Source organism: Ningiella ruwaisensis (assembly GCF_004798935.1).
GTDB classification, from domain to species: Bacteria; Pseudomonadota; Gammaproteobacteria; order Enterobacterales; family Alteromonadaceae; genus Glaciecola; species Glaciecola ruwaisensis.
In genome coordinates, this window is record NZ_RAHT01000008.1 from 1 (window position 1) to 19,982 (window position 19,982).

At 42.7% G+C, this 19,982-nt stretch carries 19 protein-coding genes; 9 read left to right on the forward strand and 10 right to left on the reverse strand.

Annotated elements, in window-relative coordinates:
• The first annotated feature begins 88 nt into the window (after positions 1-88).
• The 3 genes from D6V41_RS15115 to D6V41_RS15125 all read left to right on the forward strand — a co-directional run bounded on the left by D6V41_RS15115 (position 89) and on the right by D6V41_RS15125 (position 2,955).
• The gene (locus D6V41_RS15115) at positions 89-796 is read left to right on the forward strand and encodes a CoA transferase subunit A (protein ID WP_136252385.1); all 708 of its coding nucleotides are present in this window, start codon (positions 89-91) and stop codon (positions 794-796) included.
• Positions 796-1,455, forward strand: coding sequence for a CoA transferase subunit B (locus tag D6V41_RS15120; RefSeq protein WP_136252386.1), 660 nt, complete (start codon positions 796-798; stop codon positions 1,453-1,455). The genes D6V41_RS15115 and D6V41_RS15120 overlap by 1 nt, the downstream gene beginning before the upstream one ends.
• 147 nt (positions 1,456-1,602) lie before the next feature.
• Positions 1,603-2,955, forward strand: a complete 1,353-nt coding sequence (locus D6V41_RS15125) for a DEAD/DEAH box helicase (protein WP_136252387.1) — start codon at positions 1,603-1,605, stop codon at positions 2,953-2,955.
• An 80-nt stretch (positions 2,956-3,035) separates the two neighbouring features.
• On the opposite strand, the gene D6V41_RS15130 is transcribed toward D6V41_RS15125, so the two are convergent.
• The 4 genes from D6V41_RS15130 to D6V41_RS15145 form a co-directional block, all read right to left on the reverse strand.
• Positions 3,036-3,233 carry an LPXTG cell wall anchor domain-containing protein gene (locus tag D6V41_RS15130; RefSeq protein ID WP_136252388.1) on the reverse strand — a complete coding sequence of 66 codons (198 nt, stop codon included), beginning with the start codon at positions 3,231-3,233 and terminating at the stop codon, positions 3,036-3,038.
• Positions 3,234-3,481: 248 nt separating this feature from the next.
• Positions 3,482-3,745 (reverse strand): EF-hand domain-containing protein, encoded by a 264-nt coding sequence (locus tag D6V41_RS15135; RefSeq protein WP_136252389.1) that lies wholly within the window; start codon positions 3,743-3,745, stop codon positions 3,482-3,484.
• An 83-nt stretch (positions 3,746-3,828) separates the two neighbouring features.
• Entirely contained in the window at positions 3,829-4,824 is a 996-nt protein-coding gene (gene trhO / locus D6V41_RS15140) for an oxygen-dependent tRNA uridine(34) hydroxylase TrhO (RefSeq protein WP_136252390.1), read from the reverse strand.
• A gap of 110 nt (positions 4,825-4,934) precedes the next feature.
• On the reverse strand, positions 4,935-5,606 hold the full coding sequence (locus D6V41_RS15145) for a hypothetical protein (protein WP_136252391.1): 672 nt from the start codon (positions 5,604-5,606) through the stop codon (positions 4,935-4,937).
• 206 nt (positions 5,607-5,812) lie between these two features.
• Between D6V41_RS15145 and D6V41_RS15150 the strand changes: the two genes are divergently transcribed.
• The gene (locus D6V41_RS15150; RefSeq protein WP_136252392.1) at positions 5,813-7,459 is read left to right on the forward strand and encodes a response regulator; all 1,647 of its coding nucleotides are present in this window, start codon (positions 5,813-5,815) and stop codon (positions 7,457-7,459) included.
• A 2-nt stretch (positions 7,460-7,461) separates the two neighbouring features.
• Here the strand turns inward: D6V41_RS15150 and D6V41_RS15155 are convergent, their stop codons facing one another.
• Together D6V41_RS15155 and D6V41_RS15160 are read right to left on the reverse strand one after the other, a co-directional pair.
• Entirely contained in the window at positions 7,462-8,391 is a 930-nt protein-coding gene (locus tag D6V41_RS15155) for a DMT family transporter (RefSeq protein WP_136252393.1), read from the reverse strand.
• 15 nt (positions 8,392-8,406) lie between these two features.
• Positions 8,407-9,249 carry a DUF6279 family lipoprotein gene (locus D6V41_RS15160; protein ID WP_136252394.1) on the reverse strand — a complete coding sequence of 281 codons (843 nt, stop codon included), beginning with the start codon at positions 9,247-9,249 and terminating at the stop codon, positions 8,407-8,409.
• Between the two features lie 131 nt (positions 9,250-9,380).
• On the opposite strand from D6V41_RS15160, the gene D6V41_RS15165 reads away from it, so the two are divergent.
• Complete coding sequence (locus D6V41_RS15165; RefSeq protein WP_136252395.1) at positions 9,381-10,376, forward strand: ATP-dependent 6-phosphofructokinase; 996 nt, start codon at positions 9,381-9,383, stop codon at positions 10,374-10,376.
• 138 nt (positions 10,377-10,514) lie between these two features.
• Here D6V41_RS15165 and D6V41_RS15170 read toward each other — a convergent pair whose 3' ends face one another.
• Positions 10,515-10,976 (reverse strand): Mpo1 family 2-hydroxy fatty acid dioxygenase, encoded by a 462-nt coding sequence (locus tag D6V41_RS15170; protein ID WP_136252396.1) that lies wholly within the window; start codon positions 10,974-10,976, stop codon positions 10,515-10,517.
• A gap of 146 nt (positions 10,977-11,122) precedes the next feature.
• Here D6V41_RS15170 and D6V41_RS15175 point away from each other — a divergent pair, with 146 nt between their 5' ends.
• Together D6V41_RS15175 and gnd are read left to right on the forward strand one after the other, a co-directional pair.
• Positions 11,123-13,042, forward strand: coding sequence for a M61 family metallopeptidase (locus D6V41_RS15175; RefSeq protein WP_136252397.1), 1,920 nt, complete (start codon positions 11,123-11,125; stop codon positions 13,040-13,042).
• Between the two features lie 406 nt (positions 13,043-13,448).
• On the forward strand, positions 13,449-14,915 hold the full coding sequence (gene gnd / locus D6V41_RS15180; protein ID WP_136252398.1) for a decarboxylating NADP(+)-dependent phosphogluconate dehydrogenase: 1,467 nt from the start codon (positions 13,449-13,451) through the stop codon (positions 14,913-14,915).
• Between the two features lie 118 nt (positions 14,916-15,033).
• Here the strand turns inward: gnd and D6V41_RS15185 are convergent, their stop codons facing one another.
• The 3 genes from D6V41_RS15185 to yejK form a co-directional block, all read right to left on the reverse strand.
• Positions 15,034-15,864, reverse strand: a complete 831-nt coding sequence (locus tag D6V41_RS15185; protein WP_421907853.1) for a M23 family metallopeptidase — start codon at positions 15,862-15,864, stop codon at positions 15,034-15,036.
• A 181-nt stretch (positions 15,865-16,045) separates the two neighbouring features.
• Positions 16,046-16,957 carry a 6-carboxytetrahydropterin synthase gene (locus tag D6V41_RS15190; RefSeq protein ID WP_136252399.1) on the reverse strand — a complete coding sequence of 304 codons (912 nt, stop codon included), beginning with the start codon at positions 16,955-16,957 and terminating at the stop codon, positions 16,046-16,048.
• The gene (gene yejK / locus D6V41_RS15195) at positions 16,954-18,003 is read right to left on the reverse strand and encodes a nucleoid-associated protein YejK (RefSeq protein WP_136252400.1); all 1,050 of its coding nucleotides are present in this window, start codon (positions 18,001-18,003) and stop codon (positions 16,954-16,956) included. Before yejK ends, D6V41_RS15190 begins: the two co-directional genes overlap by 4 nt.
• A gap of 156 nt (positions 18,004-18,159) precedes the next feature.
• On the opposite strand from yejK, the gene D6V41_RS15200 reads away from it, so the two are divergent.
• Together D6V41_RS15200 and D6V41_RS15205 are read left to right on the forward strand one after the other, a co-directional pair.
• Complete coding sequence (locus D6V41_RS15200) at positions 18,160-18,378, forward strand: YejL family protein (RefSeq protein ID WP_136252401.1); 219 nt, start codon at positions 18,160-18,162, stop codon at positions 18,376-18,378.
• Positions 18,379-18,411: 33 nt separating this feature from the next.
• Entirely contained in the window at positions 18,412-19,950 is a 1,539-nt protein-coding gene (locus D6V41_RS15205; protein WP_136252402.1) for a DUF3413 domain-containing protein, read from the forward strand.
• Positions 19,951-19,982: the final 32 nt, after the last annotated feature.

The following is a 19,982-nucleotide window of genomic DNA, read 5'->3' on the forward strand; positions in this document are numbered from 1 at the left end:
ATTTTTATCAATTTTAATATTAATTTAATTTTACATAAGTTAACAAGTCGTAAATACTTATACGCATGCAATTAAATAGGAGCATTCAATGGCAGGTTTTGACAAAGTTGTGTCGAGTTATGAAGAGGCCATGCAAGGTCTTGAAGATAACATGACGGTAATTGCAGGCGGCTTCGGCTTATGTGGCATTCCGGAAGGGCTAATCGCGCAAATTAAACGCATGGGGACAAAAGGTCTTACCGTTGTATCAAACAACTGCGGTGTAGATGGTTTTGGATTGGGTCTCTTGTTAGAAGATAAGCAGATTAAAAAAATGGTGTCTTCTTATGTGGGTGAAAACGCCTTGTTTGAAAAGCAGCTTCTTAATGGCGAGCTGGAAGTAGAACTTACTCCGCAAGGCACACTGGCCGAAAAAATGCGCGCAGGTGGTGCAGGTATCCCTGCGTTTTACACCGCTACCGGCTACGGAACGCCCGTTGGCGAAGGCAAAGAAGTAAAAGAATTCAATGGTCGCCCTTACATATTGGAAGAAAGCATTACCGGTGATTTTGCTATTGTTAAAGCTTGGAAAGCAGACCGCTATGGTAACTGCATTTACCGCCACACTGCCATGAACTTTAATCCTATGGCAGCAACCGCCGGTAAAATTACCGTGGTTGAAGTAGAAGAAATTGTCGAGCCAGGTGAATTGGAGCCAAGCGCCATTCATACTCCCGGTATTTATGTTGATCGTGTTATAAAAGGCAGTTTTGAAAAACGTATAGAGCGTAAAGTATTAGCGAAGGAGGCAAACTAATGGCGTTAAGTAGAGACCAAATCGCAATGCGTGTTGCGCAAGAATTTAAAGATGGTGATTACGTTAATCTTGGCATTGGTATTCCAACACTTGCGGCGAATTACGTACCAAAAGGTATTAGCGTGATGCTTCAATCTGAAAACGGACTTTTGGGTATGGGACCCTACCCTAGCGAAGAACAAGTTGATGCAGATATGATCAACGCGGGCAAAGAAACCGTCACCGCAAGCACAGGTGCCTCTATTTTTAATTCTGCTGAAAGCTTTGCCATGATCCGCGGCGGACATGTTGACTTTACTGTGTTAGGCGCATTTGAAGTTGATGTGAACGGTAATATCGCCTCGTGGATGATCCCGGGAAAATTGGTAAAAGGCATGGGTGGCGCAATGGACTTGGTGGCCGGTGCAAAAAACATCATTGTGACAATGACTCATGCTGATAAGCACGGTAATTCCAAGCTTTTGTCTGAATGTACCCTGCCATTAACGGGCGTAAATTGTATCACCCGTATTATTACTGACCTTGCCGTGTTAGAAGTAAAAGACGGTGCCTATCATCTGCAAGAACGAGCGCCCGGCGTTACGGTGGAAGAAATTCGCGAAAAAACTGCCGGAAAACTGGTTGTTGAAGGTGATATTCCCGAAATGCAGGTCAATTAGGTCCACTTGGAGCTTTGCTCTTGTAAAAGAAAATGCGCTTCTTCTAAATTTAACGTTTAGTGGAAGCGCTATAAACGATATACTTGCGTCAATGACTAAATTAAAGCGTGTAGTTCTCACTATATGTTTTCTGGCACGGGCGCTACTTTGCAATTCACTGACCTCTCATTAGACAATCGACTCCAACGAGCCATCGCCACACTTCAGTTGAGCGAAGCCACTGAGGTACAAAAACAAGCGATTCCAAGAGCAATGCTGGGCAAAGACATTCTTGTCGCATCTAAAACAGGCTCAGGAAAAACCTTTGCTTTTTTGATCCCCGCTTTTAATCGTTTACTTACGCAAAAAGCGCTGTCTAAAAGAGACCCGAGAGCACTCATTCTTGCGCCTACAAGAGAGTTGGCGAAACAAGTGTTTAGCGTGGCCAAGCAGCTTGCCTCATCATTGAATATCAAATGCACACTTGTGGTAGGCGGAGAGAACTATAACGACCAAGCAAAAATGCTAAAAAAAGATCCTCACATTGTGGTCGGCACCGCTGGCCGGATTTTTGATCACCTTGAAGCAAAACATCTGTTCCTAAATGGTTTGGAACTGCTTATATTAGATGAAGCAGACCGGATGCTTGAGCTTGGGTTTGAAGAAGCGCTGAAGCGAATTCACCAAAGTGCCGATCACCGCAAGCGACAAACCATGATGTTTTCAGCCACAGCAGACAGCGCACAAGTAAATAGTTTAACGTCCCTCTTGCTCAAATCACCAGATACTATTTTTATTGATAAAGTGGCAACACCACATGCAGATATAAAACAACGCTTTTATTTAGCAGATGGGGTTGAGCATAAAAATATCCTTTTAAACCACTTGCTGAACATTGAAGGAAGAGAACAGGCCCTTGTTTTCACGGCGACCCGTGAAGATAGCGAGCGGCTTGCAAAACACTTGCAGCAACAAGGTATTGATGCGGCATTTTTGCACGGTGACCTGTTGCAGAATCAGCGCTCCGCCATTATCAACGACTTCAGCCGTGGCAAAATAGCCGCATTGGTGACAACCGACCTGGCATCTCGTGGCTTGGATATTGCCAATGTCGCCCTCGTCATTAACTACGATTTACCAAAATTTGCTGATGAATACGTTCACAGAATTGGCCGCACTGGTCGCGCTGGCAGTAAAGGTATGGCGCTGTCACTTGTTGGCAGAAAAGACTGGCAGAGCTTTTTGCTCATTCAGACTCGACTTGAAACCCGTTTTGAGTTTGCCGTCTTAGATGGCTTTGAGGCAAAGTTTAAGGGTATGGGAAGCAAACCAAGGAACTGGCAAAAAAAGCCGTCAGGATCAGCCTCAACAAAATTAAAGAAACCGACTCATAAAGCAATACAGAAAAAACGCTTTGATCCGCTTTCTTCTGAAGAAACCGGTTTTATCCCTGTCAAACGTAAGCCTTTGAAAGAAAACGATACCTCAAACGATAACAGCTCAGAAAGTGATAGTAACTAGTACGTATTTGTAAAAACGGGAGAAGGCGTTTTAAGCTATGCTGAACGATAAGCTTAAACGATCAGCTTAGACAATCGTGTTTAATTAATATCTTCACGCAGTAGTAAAACTAACAAAAATACAAAAGCAAAAGGCGGGAAAAACCCAGATAAAAAGCCCAGAAAGGTCGCTACAAAAGGACGCTTGCTTTTGCGTCGCCCCAAAAAATAGCCAATCAGTGCCATAATAAGCGATAAGCCAAGTAAATAAGGAACAAGCGCATTTAGTTCAAAGTTCATAAGCCAATCTCCTTAAGCAGGTTCTTCTTATTTAGCATTTTTAATATTTTCCAATGTATGTTGCATATTTTCGTAACCGTTCAATACATTTCATCGAATTTACCAAAATATAAATTTATTAGATTTTGGCCAATTTAATCTAAATTTCGGTACAAATAACTACAACCAAAAGCGTATATGGAAAATATTAAAAAAAGCGCCGTTTGGCGCTTTTAGAATCATTTAATGCATTTTATGGAAGTTGCTGCTTAGTATTCCCACCAGCATTCTTGCCACCACGCTAAAAACTCTTCAAAGTCGATATAGCCATCGCCATTACCATCAATTAGATCAAAGCCCTCTTGGACATGATTGATCTTGGTTTTAGGCGATAAAATCGTCAACAATTCTATAAATTCCTGAAGATCGATTTGGCCGTTTTGGTCTCTGTCAAAAAAATCGAAATCTTTTCTGATCTCAGCGATCTGCTCGTCGGTCATTTTGCTGACCGCAGGCGTTTGTGAATCACTCATGGGCAATCCCTGTTTGTGAAATGTTAGGGTCAGTTTACTCTGATAAAGCTTGCGCTGTCCAGGGAAAAACCTGATGATTTTGTCTATTGCTGTTGTTGCTGTTTTTCCAGTGCCCGCCTGCGCTGCGCTTGGGCTTTTTCTTCACGTTTCTGACGCATTAGATCACGCGCTTCTGTGCCCACATGCTCTTGCTGACGAGCTTTTGCCAGCTGTACCTGTTTTTCGCGCTCTCTGAATCGCGCCAATTGCTCTTCTGTGTGAGTTCCATAGCATTTAGGACAAGTAACGCCCGCTTCGTACATAGGACTTTGTTTATCTTCTTCGGTAATTGGTAAGCGACAGCCATAGCACTGGTCGTATTCGCTTTTTTGCAGTGCATGATTCACTGCAACGCGATTGTCAAATACAAAGCAGTCACCTTCCCAAAGGGAGTTTTCTTCAGGCACATCCTCAAGGTATTGTAGTATTCCGCCCTCTAAATGATATACCTCTTCAAAGCCCTGCTCTTTCAAATAAGCGGTAGACTTTTCGCAGCGGATCCCGCCGGTGCAAAACATCGCGACTTTTTTATGTTTTGCTGGATCCAGTTCCTTTGCCACATACTCAGGAAATTCACGAAATGATTCTGTCTTTGGATTTATCGCACGTTTAAAGGTCCCGATTTCTACTTCGTAGTCATTTCGGGTATCAATAAGCGTCACTTCAGGATCAGAAATCAAGGCATTCCAGTCGGCGGGCTTTACATAAGTACCAACAGTTCGGCGAGGATCAATACCCTCAACCCCCATGGTGACAATTTCTTTTTTGAGTTTGACTTTTGTGCGGTAAAACGGCTGTTCATCGTGCCAACTCTTTTTAAATGAAATTGGCGCTATCCGGCTATCTTTATTCAAGTAAGCCAGTAATTCTTCGACGGATGATTCTGAGCCTGAAACGGTGCCATTTAGCCCTTCGTTTGCAAGTAGGATGGTCCCTTTGATACTGCGGGATTCCATAAACTCGCGAAGTGGCGTTCTCATTTCTTTATAATTTTTCAGCGTAACGAACTTGTATAGCGCACACACCAAATACTGTTTCATTCTATTTTCCTTTGCTAGTTGGAACGTAAAACCAATGCAAATTGCATAACGACTTTTAAAACGGCGGCGAGACTAGCACACTCTGACGTATTTTTCGAATAAAAAGCAGCTTAGCAGTGTGTGTTCTCTGCTGTATGAGCAGTGGGCGTATAAGCAGTGGAAGCTTGAATAAGCTCGTATAACAAGGTGTTATCTTCTTTAAATGCTGCAGTAACAGAGCGATGCCCTAGATTATTATCACTCCAATGCTCATTGATACCCTCACTATCGTCGTGCAGCGAGCGTTCTATTTCTTTTTGGCAATGATGAGGACAATTGGCGATTATGTCGTCACTCAAACGCTGTGCATCATTGTGTAAGGATAGTGCAATGGGAGCAGCATTATTTATCCAGCGTAAATAAGTGCTTTTTAGCTCATTTGTTGAAGAGTTAGCGTCTGAAGTATTCGTATTCAACACAGCATTAATTTTGGCAAGTTGCGCAAAATCATTGGGCTCGGCCTTTTGATGATAATGCTCGAGGGTATCGTCAATTATACCTTGTAGAGCATGAGGGAATGGTCTTTCTCTGAACGCTTGGATAGGATCACGCTCGTGCTCCATGGCTTTTAAATATTGTGTTTCAAGCAACATCGCAGCAAACAATTGAAAGGATGCGCGTTTATCGCCGCCGCTTTGATTCACACCGCTTTTATTTTCATTATGCAATGTTTGCGCGTTCGCAGCTAAATGCAGACTTTCATTTAGTCGCGCTTGAGACGCGAGGTATTCATTTATATTCATGTATCTTGTATTTAGTCGCCTGAAGCAAATTCGTGATTGTAATATTTATAAAAACACATCGTTTTATCGCGTATGTTCAAATGTTAATCAACCAACATGGCTTTGTATCGGCAAGGGGCAAAAAGCCTCAAGCCTTTCTTTAAAAGGGCGATATTAAACATAGCAGGCCTAATGCTTAACCGTATGAGAGTGCAGTTCATATCACCATGGAAAAATTAGATTATTCAGATAAGCGATGTCTGGTTGTAGAGGATCGTAAACCTTTTATGATGCTCCTGCGTGGCTTGCTGAATGCCTTAGGCGCAAAAAAAGTGGATACAGAATTATCGGCTGAAGCAGGTATAAAAGCATGTAAGAGCAAAAAATACGATATTGTAATAAGCGATTTGCATTTAGGTACCAATCGCAAAAACGGATTTGAGTTTTTAGAAGAAATACGTAAAACCAAACTGGTTAAACCCACTACCGTATTTATTATGATTAGCGGCGACAGCCAGCGAGGTATTGTGCTCGGTTCGCTTGAAAAACAGCCTGACGACTATCTTATCAAACCCTTTTCACAGGCACAGCTAAATTCGCGTATCACTCGCGCTACACAAAGGCGCACAACACTTGCTGCCTTGTATAGCCAAATTGACCACGGAAAATATAAACTTGCCATTGAAACGGCAAAGCACTTTCTGGAGACTGAGCCGCGATACACCAGCCATTTACTCAAATATCTTGTAAAGCTTTACTGGAAATTAGAGCAATACGATTCGGCTGAACGTCTTTTGAATCAAATACTCGAAGAACGCGCTCTGCATTGGGCTGTATGCTGCATGGCTAAAACCAATTTGCTTCAGAAAAAGTTTGATAAAGCGGTTGAACTGGCAAAACGCGTTATTGAGAGCTCGTCAAATACTGTAGAAGCCTACGACATTATTGCTGATGCATACTTGCAAGATAATAAAAAGCCAGAAGCGCTTAAATATATACTTGAAGCTCTGGAGCTCTCCCCACTTTCAATCGACCGGCATTTTAGAGTGTGCGAGATAGCCCGTGAAAACAAGCACTATGAACTGGCTATGCAAAGTGCAAAATCCATATTTGAATTGTCACAGCGCTCTGTACACAAGAATGTGAATCATGTGTGCGGCTATATTCGCTCGATACTCGATATTGCTGCAAACGCTGAAAACAAAAGCGTGCGAAATCGCTTTTTGCAAGACACCATGCTAACGATGCAGCGACTGCAAACAACGGAATCGATGTTTGATAATCCAGATGACTTTGATTTTGATATCTTCTCACAAGTCATTCAGTCGCGAATGCTATTTATTGAAGGCAAACAGTCTGAAGCAAAAAAACAATTTGAAGAAACGCAAATCCTTATTGAGCGTAATTTTTCTGACTATCCGGTTGCCATGGCACCCGACTCACTTAAATTAATGATTGATTTAGGGGATTTTGAGGAGGCAAGTAAACTGGTTAAGATTATTCAGGCCAACAAAGAAAAGGTCGATCAATCCATACTTTATCTTGTGGAAAGTGAGCTCGCTAATGCATCAGACACGCGTCAAGCCTATATAAAACACAACAAGAAAGGCGTTAGCTTGTATAGTAAAGGTAGCTACGGTGAAGCGTATGAAGAGTTCACAGCAGCAAAAGCCGTTTGCCCTTTAAATATCAACGTGAATTTAAATCTCTTACAATGTTTGGTCAAACTCATAGAAAAAACCAACAAACCTGAAGGTCAGCATATTAAACAGTCTCGTGAGCTGTACCGCTTTATTAAAGACATGCCCTTAAAAGACGTGCATAAGACAAAGTTTACCAATATGAGAGAAGATGTTGAAAAAATCATTGGCTAAACCTACAAAGGTTTAGCGGTTTTTCGTCCGATAGAAGCAAGCATTGCACCTCCCATAATCATCAAGGCGCCCAAATAAGCCAGCATGTCCATTTGCGCATCAATAAAAATGTCTGGCGCAATTTCAATGGCTAATTTATTACTCACGTAAGTAAAAACAGGCGCAATCGTAATGACTGCACTGACCTTTGACGTGTCCCAAATATGCATCGCTTTCGTGAAAGCTCCGTATCCTATAACGGTATTTAGGCAACAAAAAAGCAAGGCGAATATCTGCCAATCTGATAGCGTCAGCAAAGATGCAAAGTCTGTAAAAGGTAAAAGCAAAAAACTGCCGAGGATGTAAATAAGCAAAGTCAATTGCGCACTCGTAAAGCTCATCAATAGCTTTTTTTGCGTTAAGGCATAAGCAGCCCAGGCAATAGCCGACAGCACAACCAAAAATACGCCTTCAATTGATTCTACCGCTGAGCTCAATATTACGGGGATACGCTGATTGAAAAACAGCCCCATCCCCACAAAAAGCACAATTGCGCCAAAAAACTGCAAGCGCGAAAAACTTTCTTTATAAAACACTACCCCGCCTATCATCAATATCAAAGGAGCCAGTTGCAGAATCAGCTGCACCGTAGCGGGACTCACATAGGCTAAAGCAATAACATTGGTAACGTAGTTAATGAGCAAAACAAAGGTACTGAGAAAAAGCACAATCCATATCGCCCCAGTTGCTTGTCTAGCATGCGGAAGCGCGCGAGACAGCGCAAGTGAAGCCAACACAAATAGCGCGGCAAATATGAAGCGAGACGCTGTGATCGTATAAGCATCCGTATGGCTTAGCAGCACTTTTAAAAAAACAGGAAGAACACCCCACATAAGTGCAGTAGTTAGTGCCAATAAAAAGCCCATCATAGATGGGCTTAAGGAAGATTTCATCACGTGTTAATTCAACTAGTTAGCCAATTCTGTAATATCATCTCGCAAGCTATCAATTTCTTCAATTAAATGTTGACGCTGTTTTTCAGTACTTAAGCTGAAAATAGTCAAAAGGTATTGTTTACTCGCACTTTCATTTCTGGCGCTTACTGCCTGCATTTCGTCACTACGAAAACGCTCAGGGTCGGTCAATAATTCTGCCAGCCTTGATGTGAACTCCTCGCCACGCCCTGCTTGACTAAACACTTTTCTAAGCGCCTGCTGATAATTGCGTTTATATTCCAGCCAGTATTGAGATGTGGAACTGAAGTTGCCATAACTGTTTTCAACGAAGGTTTCCTGTTCATCGGTCAGGTTTCCTAGCCATTTTTCAAGATTATCTTCGTTACGATCAAGCCAATCCGCCTTTTTGCGTTTTTCGCTACGTTTGGCACGCTCCTCTCGTTCTTCTTCATCTTCGAGGTTTTCTTTTTCAAGCGCGGCAAATAAATACACAACTTGTTCATCAGACAGTGTGGTGGCAAGCTGCGCTAAATCGGGCGCGATGTGCGCTCGAAACCGTGTCCAGTGCTCTCTTGCTTTTTCCTGATGATAATCCATTTGCGCAATACTGATGTTTTGTGACGCAATATCTGCTTTTAACTCTTCCAAATGCGCCAGATACAAAGGCAACTCTGAGCGCTTGTGCCAGCTAAGCCACTGCTCTAAATAAGTATCGAACTGCTGTTCCTGTGCTTTTGTCATATCAATGTAATCGTCGATATACCAGTACACCAACCAGTCGATATTTTTATATGCGAATTTGGTTGAACAGCCTGCCACTAAAAATACCGTTAATAAAACGATGATTTTTTTCATGCAGAGGTTTCCTTTCTTTGCTTTTGCGAGGTTTTTGTTATGCTAGCATTTATCTTTATTCACAAGCGCTTGCGTCTATTTGCGTCTCTATGACAGCATATATACGACAATCATAATAAAAAAGGTTTCGAATGAGTGTGAAGAAAATTGCAGTTTTAACATCGGGTGGAGATGCACCGGGTATGAATGCCTGTATTCGTGCGGTATATCTTGCAGCAAGAAATGAAGGTATCGATGTTATTGGCTTTCAGCATGGTTACAATGGCCTGTTAAAACGTGATTACGTTGAATTTGCCCATAAAGATATTCGTAACTTGATTCAGCGCGGTGGAACTGTGCTTTACAGTGCTCGCTGTGAAAAGTTTCACAAAGAAGAGCATCGCAAAAAGGCGGCATCTTATCTCGAAGAACTTGAACTTGACGGGTTGATTGTCATTGGCGGAAATGGGTCTTTCAAAGGTGCAGAGCTTCTTCAGCAAATTTGGAATAAGCCTGTCATAGGAGTTCCTGGAACTATTGATAATGATATTGCCGGAACCGACTACACCATTGGCTATCATACCGCTATTCAAACCGCAGTCGAAAGTATAGACAAAGTACGCGATACCGCAGACGCATTTGAACGTATTTTTATTGTTGATGTGATGGGGCGTGATGCAGGCTTTATTGCACTTAACTCTGCCATAGCGGCAGGTGCTGACCATGTTGTTTTGCCTGAGACCTTTGAATCCGCGGGTGATGAGTTAGTCAGAATTTTAGACAAGCTGGATCAGCGACGAAAAAATCACGCTAACAGCAGCCATATTATCGTGATCACCGAAAATTTGTGGCCCGGTGGACTGAATATTTTATGTGACTCGCTACAAAGTGAAACCGGTGTAGAAACGCGTATTTTAACCCTTGGTCATGTGCAGCGCGGCGGCTCACCTGTTTGGCAAGACCGCATTTTGGCAACCAAACTGGGCGCCTACGCTGTTGAAATGGTGATGAACAATGAAAGAGGAAGAATGGCGGGGATTCGCCATCGTTATCCAGAATCTGTTCCGCTGGAAAATAGTCGCGAAGATAGAAAGCCGCTAAATCACTATTCCATGAGCATGCTCGATAAAATCACCCTGCTCGGCTAGCAATTAATCCTCCCAAAACACGAAAAGCCGAAGGTGAATATTACTTACTTTCGGCTTTTGTATATTAGGGCTTTTGTATATTTGGGCTTTTGTATATTGGGCTTTTGCAAAATCGGCGTTAGCCAAAGTAAGCCAGTGCTAATAGCTAATGTTCATTCGCTTGAGCCAATGCACCCACCACCAAGCAGGTCCCACCAGGAGGTAGCGCAGATCTTCAAAAAACGAAGGCTTTTTACCTTCAATTTTGTGACCAACAAACTGTAAAATCCACATAACAACGAAAAGCGCCAAACAAAACTGCCAAACGCTAATATCCAGCATCACCAGAAGTTTAATCCCGCCAAAGGCTAAAATGGTGAGTAATGTCATGGCTGCGCCAATTGGTCCCGATAGCTTGAAATAATAATACAAGGTGGGAATAGCTAGCACATGTGCCCAGGTCACTTTCATTTGCGCCAAAAACTCTGGCACAGGAATAGACCAGATTAAGCCAATTGTGACAAAATAAATGCTCGGCACAGCAATGGCGTGGATCAGTATATTCGTTTTGTTCTGATGACTTTCGCCATAATGGTTAATTAAACGTTCTATCTCGCGCATACATCACTCTTGTTGTTGACTTGTTGAGAAGTTGTTAAAGCAAAGTTTACAACGGCTTTGCTCATCCGACAAGTAATCTAAGCCGGGGAATGTTAAAACACGAAAGAGCTTGATAAACTAGTAAAAATTTAAAAACTTTGGTCTACATGTCTCAATTAAACTCCCTATCTGTAAATCAATCAGACAAAGCTCAATCTGGCTCTCAAGCAGACCCGCGAATTAGCTACCACATTGCCCCCATTAACCTAAGTGAACATATTTTTGCTGTTGATATGATGATTGTGCTGCCTCATGAAGAAGCTAAATCGTCGCTAACTTTACGCCTACCAGCCTGGATCCCCGGCTCTTACATGATTCGAGATTTTGCGCGAAACATCATTGAAGTGTCTTGTAGCGAATCAAATATCAGTATCTTAAAAAAAGACAAACAAACCTGGGAACTTACTCACAAGCAAGGCAACAACATTCAGCAGGTGCTAATTAGCTATCGAGTGTTTGCCTTTGATTTATCGGTGAGAAGCGCCTATTTAAATCATGAGTATGGTTTTTTCAACGGCACTTCAATGTGTTTAAATGTCAAAGGTTTTGAAAAACTTCCTCACTATGTGCAGCTCGCTTTTGATCAGTGCAACGTGGATATCCATCACTGGGATTGCGTCACCGCAATGCCTATAAGCAAAAATGCGCTTAACGAGTTTGATAACAAGCTCACTCAATATTGCAATCCAGATTACGATACCCTAATTGACCATCCAGTTTTACTGGGTGAGTTATGCAAAAAGCAGTTTGTGCAAAGCGGTGTTACCTTTCATGTTGTATTTACCGGAAAAGAGACAATGGATCTCTCGCGTATTTGCGAGGATCTGAAGCCGATTTGCGAACACCACATTCAACTGTTTGGCGAAAGCCCGGTTGACGAATACTATTTTATGACACTGTTATGTGAGCGAGGATTTGGTGGGCTTGAACACAAGGGCTCGACGGTTCTTCAGTTTTCGCGATTTGAGCTTCCTTTCCCCAACGAATCTTTCCAAGATGCGAGCACTGCTTCAAAGCAGAAGGCAAAGTTGCCTGAAGGTTATCAGCAATTTTTAAGTCTGTGCTCACATGAGCTCTTTCATACCTGGCATGTCAAACGTATTAAGCCAAAAATGATGGTGATGCCTGACTTGAGTCAAGAATCATACACACCACAACTCTGGATTTACGAAGGGTTTACCTCTTTATACGATGACTTGACGCTTGCACGCACAGGCATAATTGATCCTCAGCAGTACTGCGAAATTTTGGGGCAAAACTTTACACGCCTTATGCGTAATCCCGGTCGACATTTGCAAAGCATCAGTGAGTCAAGCTTTGATGCATGGACGCGGTTTTACAAGCAAGATGCGAACTCAATAAATCATATTGTTAGCTATTATCTTAAAGGTGCCATTGTCGCTTTAGCACTTGATATCACCATCCGACAGCAAACCCAGAATACACATTCTCTGGACGATGTCATGCGCGTCCTTTGGCACGAGTATGGAAAAGAGGAAATTGGCACGCTTGACTCGGTCATAGACACAATCTGTGCAGAAAAATTGGGGATAAATATCTCAAGCTTTTTGCATGTGGCGGTTAACACCACCATGGATTTACCCTTCTCTTCAATGATTAACAGCATTGGTTTAAGTTTGCACATGCGAACAAGAAGCTCAAACACAGACAAAGGCGGAAAGGCAGCGGAAACGGCACTAAAACACGACATTGGTGCTAGCTTTACACAAGAGCCGCTCGGATTAAGAGTGAATCAGGTACTTGCCGGCAGTGCAGCTGCAAAAGCCGGTATACAGCTCAATGACGTAATTATTGCTTGTGATAAATTCAAAGCAGACATTGGGCTCTTGTATCGTCAACTGAATGCAAAGGCTGAATCTGATTGCATACTGTTGCATCTTATGCGCGATCATCAACTGATTGAATTGCCATTAGTGCTTGAAGCAGGCGTAATGGACACATGCTACCTAAGCATAGACGACTCGGCACGCTTTGAGCAATGGCTTGGGATTAAAAGGCATGAATAAAAGACAAGCAAAAGTGGCCTGCAGTCTGCACTACTTGCTACGCTACTTGTTAGAGTGCTTGCGATATATCTTATAGTAAAAAATAAATACAAAATAAAATAAGCACCTGCCAAAATAAGTAGTTGTTATCGTATTTAGACAACCTACAATATACATCAATGAAATTCATCGGCTTTACGTCGCTTGTGATTGAATGTTGGCCTTATGCTCGCAGGAAGCGTGGGGCAATTTTAAAGCGTCAAAATCATGGATGATTTTGTCGAGCGCCCATGGATGGGTTTACAGCAACTTTAAAATTGGTCCACGCTTCCTGCGCGCACAAGGTTTGATTCAACGCGCTGCGTCATAAGGCCTGTAAACACACCCCTTGTGTGTTTGAGCAGCAAATACAACAATAAGGAACTTTATGAAAGCACAATCAGACATCGCCGTAGTGGGTTTAGCCGTAATGGGCGAAAATTTAATTCTTAACATGGCGAGCAAAGGTTTCACTGTGACTGCTTACAATCGCTCCTATCATAAAGTCGAAATTTTTCTCGCTGGACGAGCTAAAGACCAATCCATACGCGGAGCCGATTCAATCGAAAGTTTGGTAGCGTCGTTAGAACGTCCTCGAAAAATTATGTTGATGGTAAAATCAGGACAACCAGTAGATGATTTTATTGAGCAATTACTGCCGCACCTGGAGCAAGGTGATATTGTTATCGACGGCGGAAACAGCCAGTTCGAAGATTCGAATCGCCGAACGAAAGCGCTTGCAGAAAAAGGCATCTTGTATGTGGGTGCGGGCGTTTCAGGCGGAGAGGAGGGCGCGTTAAAAGGCCCATCTATTATGCCTGGGGGTAACCCTGAAGCCTGGCCTCACGTTAAACCAATTTTTCAGGCCATCTCCGCTAAAGTGAAAGACGAAAACGGCGAACTTACTGTGCCGTGCTGTGATTGGGTAGGTGAAGCTGGTGCAGGCCATTTTGTGAAAATGGTGCACAACGGCATTGAATATGGCGATATGCAAATCATTTGTGAAGGCTATTTGGTTATGCGTGACCTCCTTGGCATGAGCGCTGACGAATGTCAGACCGTTTTTGCTCAATGGAATCAAACCGAGCTATCCAGCTACTTAATTGAAATCACCGCCGATATACTGGGCTTTAAAGAAGACGGTGAAGCCTTGGTTGAGAAAATCCTGGACACAGCCGGTCAAAAAGGCACTGGCAAGTGGACAGGTGTTACCGCACTACACCTTGGTGTACCGCTGACTTTAATTGGTGAAGCAGTGTTTGCGCGATGCTTGTCTGCACAAAAATCTCAACGAGTAGAAGCCGCTAAATTAATTAAAGGACCCGCGCCATCATTTTCAGGTGACAAACAAGCCTTTTTGAACGATTTGAAACACGCCTTGTTGGCAGCGAAGATCGTATCATACGCACAAGGCTTTGCTTTAATTCAAGAAGCCGCCAAAGAATACAAATGGGATTTGGACTACGGCAGTATCGCCATGATGTGGCGCGAAGGATGTATCATCCGTTCAGTGTTTTTAGAAAATATAAAGCAGGCCTACGACAAGCATCCGGAGTTGGATAATCTCATGTTAGACGATTACTTCAATGATGTACTGGCGAGCGCTCAATCCGGTTGGAGAAATGTCATTGCAGCAGCAACGGTCAACGGTATTGCCATGCCATGTATCTCATCTGCGCTAAGCTACTTTGATGGTTATCGCACTGAAAACCTGCCGGCCAACCTGTTACAAGCGCAGCGTGATTATTTTGGCGCGCATACTTACGAACGCAAAGATAAACCACGCGGTGAGTTTTTTCATACTAACTGGACAGGTAGAGGCGGTGCAACCTCTTCAAGCACCTACGATGTGTAATGCACTCTTTCTGAGATAAAGCATTCGTTTGATGTAAATGTAAAAGAAACGATAAAAGAAACGAAAAAAGGACGCAAAACGCGTCCTTTTTTGTGAGCAAGTATCTTAAAACCCAGCTTTATTTCTTACTGGCAGCGCTCTTTGTACCAGTATTAGTCTTAGCATTGGCATCAACATCAAAATCAGCAAGTAGCAAAGCAGGATCCAGTCGTTCACTGTACCAATTAATTCGCCAATCTAAATGTGGCCCGGTCACTCTGCCCGTTGCGCCAATTTCACCGATTTTATCGCCTTGCTCCACCCGTTGGCCAACTTCAACATCAAGCTTGCTCAAATGAATGAACGTAGAAGATACGCCAAAACCATGATCCATAATAATTGTGCCACCGCTATAGTACATGTCAGGGTGTGTCAGCGTAATAATCCCGCCAGCAGGCGCTATTACCGGCGTACCTACCTTGTTTGCAACATCTAATCCAAAATGCGGACGACGCGGTTCTCCATTAAACACGCGCTGAGAGCCGTAAACACCTGAAATTCGCCCTTCAGCAGGTAAAATAAAATCACTCAAAAAGTCTTTTAGCTGCGATTGATTTCGTCTTGCTTTAGCAATTTCTCGATTATCTTGTCGAATACGTGCTAACACTGCTTCAGGAGGGCTCACATATTTTTGTTCCACCCCTTCTATGCGGTCGATGTCATATTCACGCTTGCTTAATGTAAGCTCCTTGCTAAAAGTCGCGATAGACTGTTTGTCTTTAGCGCTTGCAGCACTGTTTGCATTCTCTGAGTGCGCCGGATATTGCCACTTCAGCTCATGGCTTAATGGAGCATCCCGTCCAAAGCCAAAAACAAAGTCACCATTTTCAGAAACATCGATGGCTTTACCATTCAGCCAAATTTTGACGCCTGCTTCTGTTTTACCGCGGATCAAAGAACCTTGTGTCATTTTTCCATCTAAAACAGGTCCAATTAAAACAGGCCCATCTGCTAGTGTTGGCACCTGCGCAAGCGCAGATAATGAACAAAGCAGGCTTAGACTGATGGCTACAATACCTGCAATACCTGTAACTAAGGCAAGACATCGTGTTTTGACCTGAATACGTGTGAGTATCATATAAACAGCCTCGCTAAAGGTTTGAAGACTCAACCATTGCGCCTTTGCCTACTCCCTCAAAGGCGCTAACAACAAAACGTGTATTTTTGTTAAGGCGCTCCGACTCTTCTAAAATATACTGAGCTAAACATTCAACGGTCGAATCATAAGGCACTATTTCGCAAACCTGCTTGGGAATGGCCATTTCAAATTCACCCTGAGAGGCCTCGTAAGCAAAACAATAATGCGTGTCGTCACTGATAGCGTCATGTTGTAACTTTAAACGATTTGCCGCGACCAAGTCTTCTTGTGTACCGATGTAAATATCTCGCCAGCGTTTTGCCCAGTAATTTTCGTTTTGCTCGCTTCGTTCACCGTTTTCAAAAATAATCACTTTAGAGCGATGCCCATGAGCAATCCGCTGACAATTTCCATCGTGTTTTTTAAGCCCGTGAGTGTAATGATAATAAGGACTATCTATTACTTCTGCTCTTAGCATAATTTCGATATCGTGCACATTGTCAGGCAAATGCGTTTTGATGATATCTTTTAAGTAAGTCGTGACCGATTGCATACTCACTTCGCTATCGTATACAAAGGCGTAAGCCTCTGGCGGGCAAAGAAGATGGATGCTCTTTGTGCCAGATTCAGAAGTACTATCTGCATCGTTTTTAAAGGCAAAATCCACTTTTACTCGCCCTTGCGTCTGATCATGTTGAATATGCGTGTGCGCGTATTCAGCAGGCACAACCAATTTGTGATCGACATATTCATCTATCAGCTTTTTCAGCTGCTTTTTCACAATGCCAAAGTCCTGCACCATGCTTTCGTCGTTTAATGCCCCGTTTAGTATGATATCTACAATCCAGCTTTCTCCCACCATGCCTCGCTTTGGACAAAGGTAAGAGAAATCCATAACGGTAAGATCATTTACAAAGAGCTTCATTCATCTGACTCGCTAGTAATAGACTTCATCAACTGGTCTTTCAGGTTGGGCGGTATTCCTTTAATGGTAAGTGTGTCAGACTGAGGGTCAAATTTTACTCTCTCACCCAAGAGCTTCTTTTCAAAACTTACGGACACGCCTCCGCCCGCACCTGAGAACTTTTTCATCGCCGTTAACATGCTCTTGTCGGGCTGAAACTGAGGCTCAATAGGCTGAGGTAATGATGCGTTATAGCTGGAGAAGCCATTTTCGCTTGCGCCCTGGCGTGGGAGTACATTATCTAAATCCTTGATTTGAATTTCTTCGCCCAAGCTGACTTTTTCTTTATAGTAATTTGCTAGCGCTTCTTTGTGTTGGAGCTTTTCTTCTTTATCCAATGGCTCGCCAGATAAGTACTCATCCACTTCGTGAAGCAATCGTTTATTTTGCTGTTTAATATCGACCTTTTCGTCGCAACCAATAAAGCGCATAAAAAAGTCACCCACCTTTCGGCCCATGCGACCTTTTAAGAAACTAATATAGCGGTTTTGATCTTTATTCACGTCAAAAGCGGTCAAATCAATACGCACTGCAATTTGCATTTTAGACAAATCTAAATGCTGGCTTTGTGTGATTTCTAAATGATGATTTACTTCGACATGCTCTTTTGTATCGAGCATGGCAATCATCAGATAATCCGTTGCCAGATATTCATAGCGATTAAAAATAACAAAACCGGTTTCAAGCATGGCTTCATTGACAATTGTATCTAAAAGGTGCTTTCCGGTAATAATGCTAAACTCATGAAAATCCATTTCTTCGCTTAATACCTGAGGGAGTAAATCCTGTACAGGATTAGTCGGCTGCGAATCAGCGTTTTCCTGCAAGGATGCAAAGCCCCCTATCCCTTTTCCGGGTTTGGCGTTAAAGGTGTTATGTAATTGCGCTGCAAGATTCGCAATTTCGGGAGTGATTTCAAAGCAACTACCGCGAGGAAGAAACTCTAACTTTCCGTCTTTAGTTAATAATATTCTGTGGACAACAAACTGTTGAACATTTGCGCTCATATTTTCGCACTCACAACTGGACTGATTGATAATTTAAAAACAAAAGTTGGTGTTCGCCTTAACTGCCTTTATACTTTCAGGCAATTAACTCGCTTACCCGCTGAAATAAAGCCGTGATTGTACCGATTTTTTCAGCAAAGATCACAGGACAAATGCATGCCCATTCAGTCAAAATACTCCAATGAAGAATTCGAAGCGCTTATGAGTGACGTGTTTAATAGCCTCGAAAAGCATGGAGCCAATCGTGACTTATCAATAATGGTGCTTGGGAATGTACTTTCTTCTATATTTACCCAGCAGGTTAATGAAAAAAACCGTAAAGACATGGTTGAGCAATTTTGTGCGATTTTGAAAAAAAGTACGCAAACACAATAAATAATAAAAACGAAGTATTGCAACGGTAACACTATGATTTACACAGAATCCCCCAGACGTAAGCAAATCACCCAGCAGGTTTCGTGGGGACATTGGTTTGCTTTGGCAAATATCATCATGGCGCTGGTCATTTCGTCCGTATATATATTTGCCACGCCATTGGCAGGAACGCCGCTTAGCTTTAGCTACATGATTTTAACCTGGCTGGGCCATATCCCTTTTATTACCTTTATTGTATTTGTTGTAGTCATACTACCGCTTTGTTATCAATTAACCAGCATGCGGGTATTGCGAGGGATTGCTTCTGTTGTTTCGGCAGTCGGCCTGGCATTATTGGCTTTTGACGCCCTTGTTTACAACAATACGGGGTTTCACATCAGCTTTAGCACAGCAGAATTATTAAGAAGCGAAACGCAAGTTCAGGTCAGTGCCTTTAGCTGGCTACAGTGGTTTTATTTGGCACTGTTATTTGTGATTTGGCTCATGTTTCAATTAGTGATCGCAAATGCCATTTATAAACGCATGCATCGTCTGTCGCGTTTGCATTTAGGGCCATATATCATATCTGTTTTTGTAATTTGCTTTATCGCAAGTCATGCCATTCATGTTTGGGCAGATGCAAAGCTTTATACGCCAGTATTAAAGCAGGACAATATGTTTCCATTAAGCTACCCCGCCACAGCTAAAACCCTTATGGCCCGGTATGGCTTTTTAGATTTGGAAGACCGTCAGCAGCGAGAGGAGCTGCAACTTCAGGGTATTTCAAATCGCTTCATCTATCCTCCACAAAATGTGTTCTGTAGCGTTAATGGGCAGAAAAAGGTTGTCGTACTTGCTAGCACTGAAGCATTAAACACCAATACATCACCACTATTTAATGCCTTACCTTCAAATGCCTTTCATTTGAATACCCAAACAAATGAGGCCGATTTTCTAGCGCAGCTTCAATACGGCATTCCTAAAAATCTGATTGTTAGAACCAGTTCGCCGCCGGTAATGATTGATTTACTCGACGCTTTTGACGTACCCCATCAAATATTTTTATCGGATGCGGCCAAGCAGGCCAATGTAACTGGAGAAGCTGCACAAAACGAAGGGTTTTCAGCGTTCAAGGCAGACCTTGAAGCCGCAAAAGCCGGTTTATTTATTGGTGTGTTGTCGGCAGCGGAATTAGAAGCCGCCATAAGCGATACCTTGTTGGCATCGTCAAGCGTTTTGGTTATCGCAAAAGATGCGCAAACCCAGTTGTATAAACTGCATAGCAACTTTACCAATACCAATATGGCCTCTACTAACGAAGACATCGCGCCGACGGTAATGAGGGAATTTGGATGCCTTGCAGATGTTTATCGTTTTTCAACAGGTCAGGCGCTACAGGCCCCAGGACGCGACTGGTTGGTTAGCACAATGGGCGATAATATTGTGTATTTTAAAGCGCCCTATTTAACTCAGGTTGCAAAAGACGGTTCATACGAGGTGATTGATATTCGCGACCAATCAACGGTGCTAAGCGACATTGATACCAATATGCTAAGCCGCTCAATCAAGCATTTAGAGAATTTTGTTCGCTAACTTATTCTAAAAGCGTGTGGCTACAGAGTTTA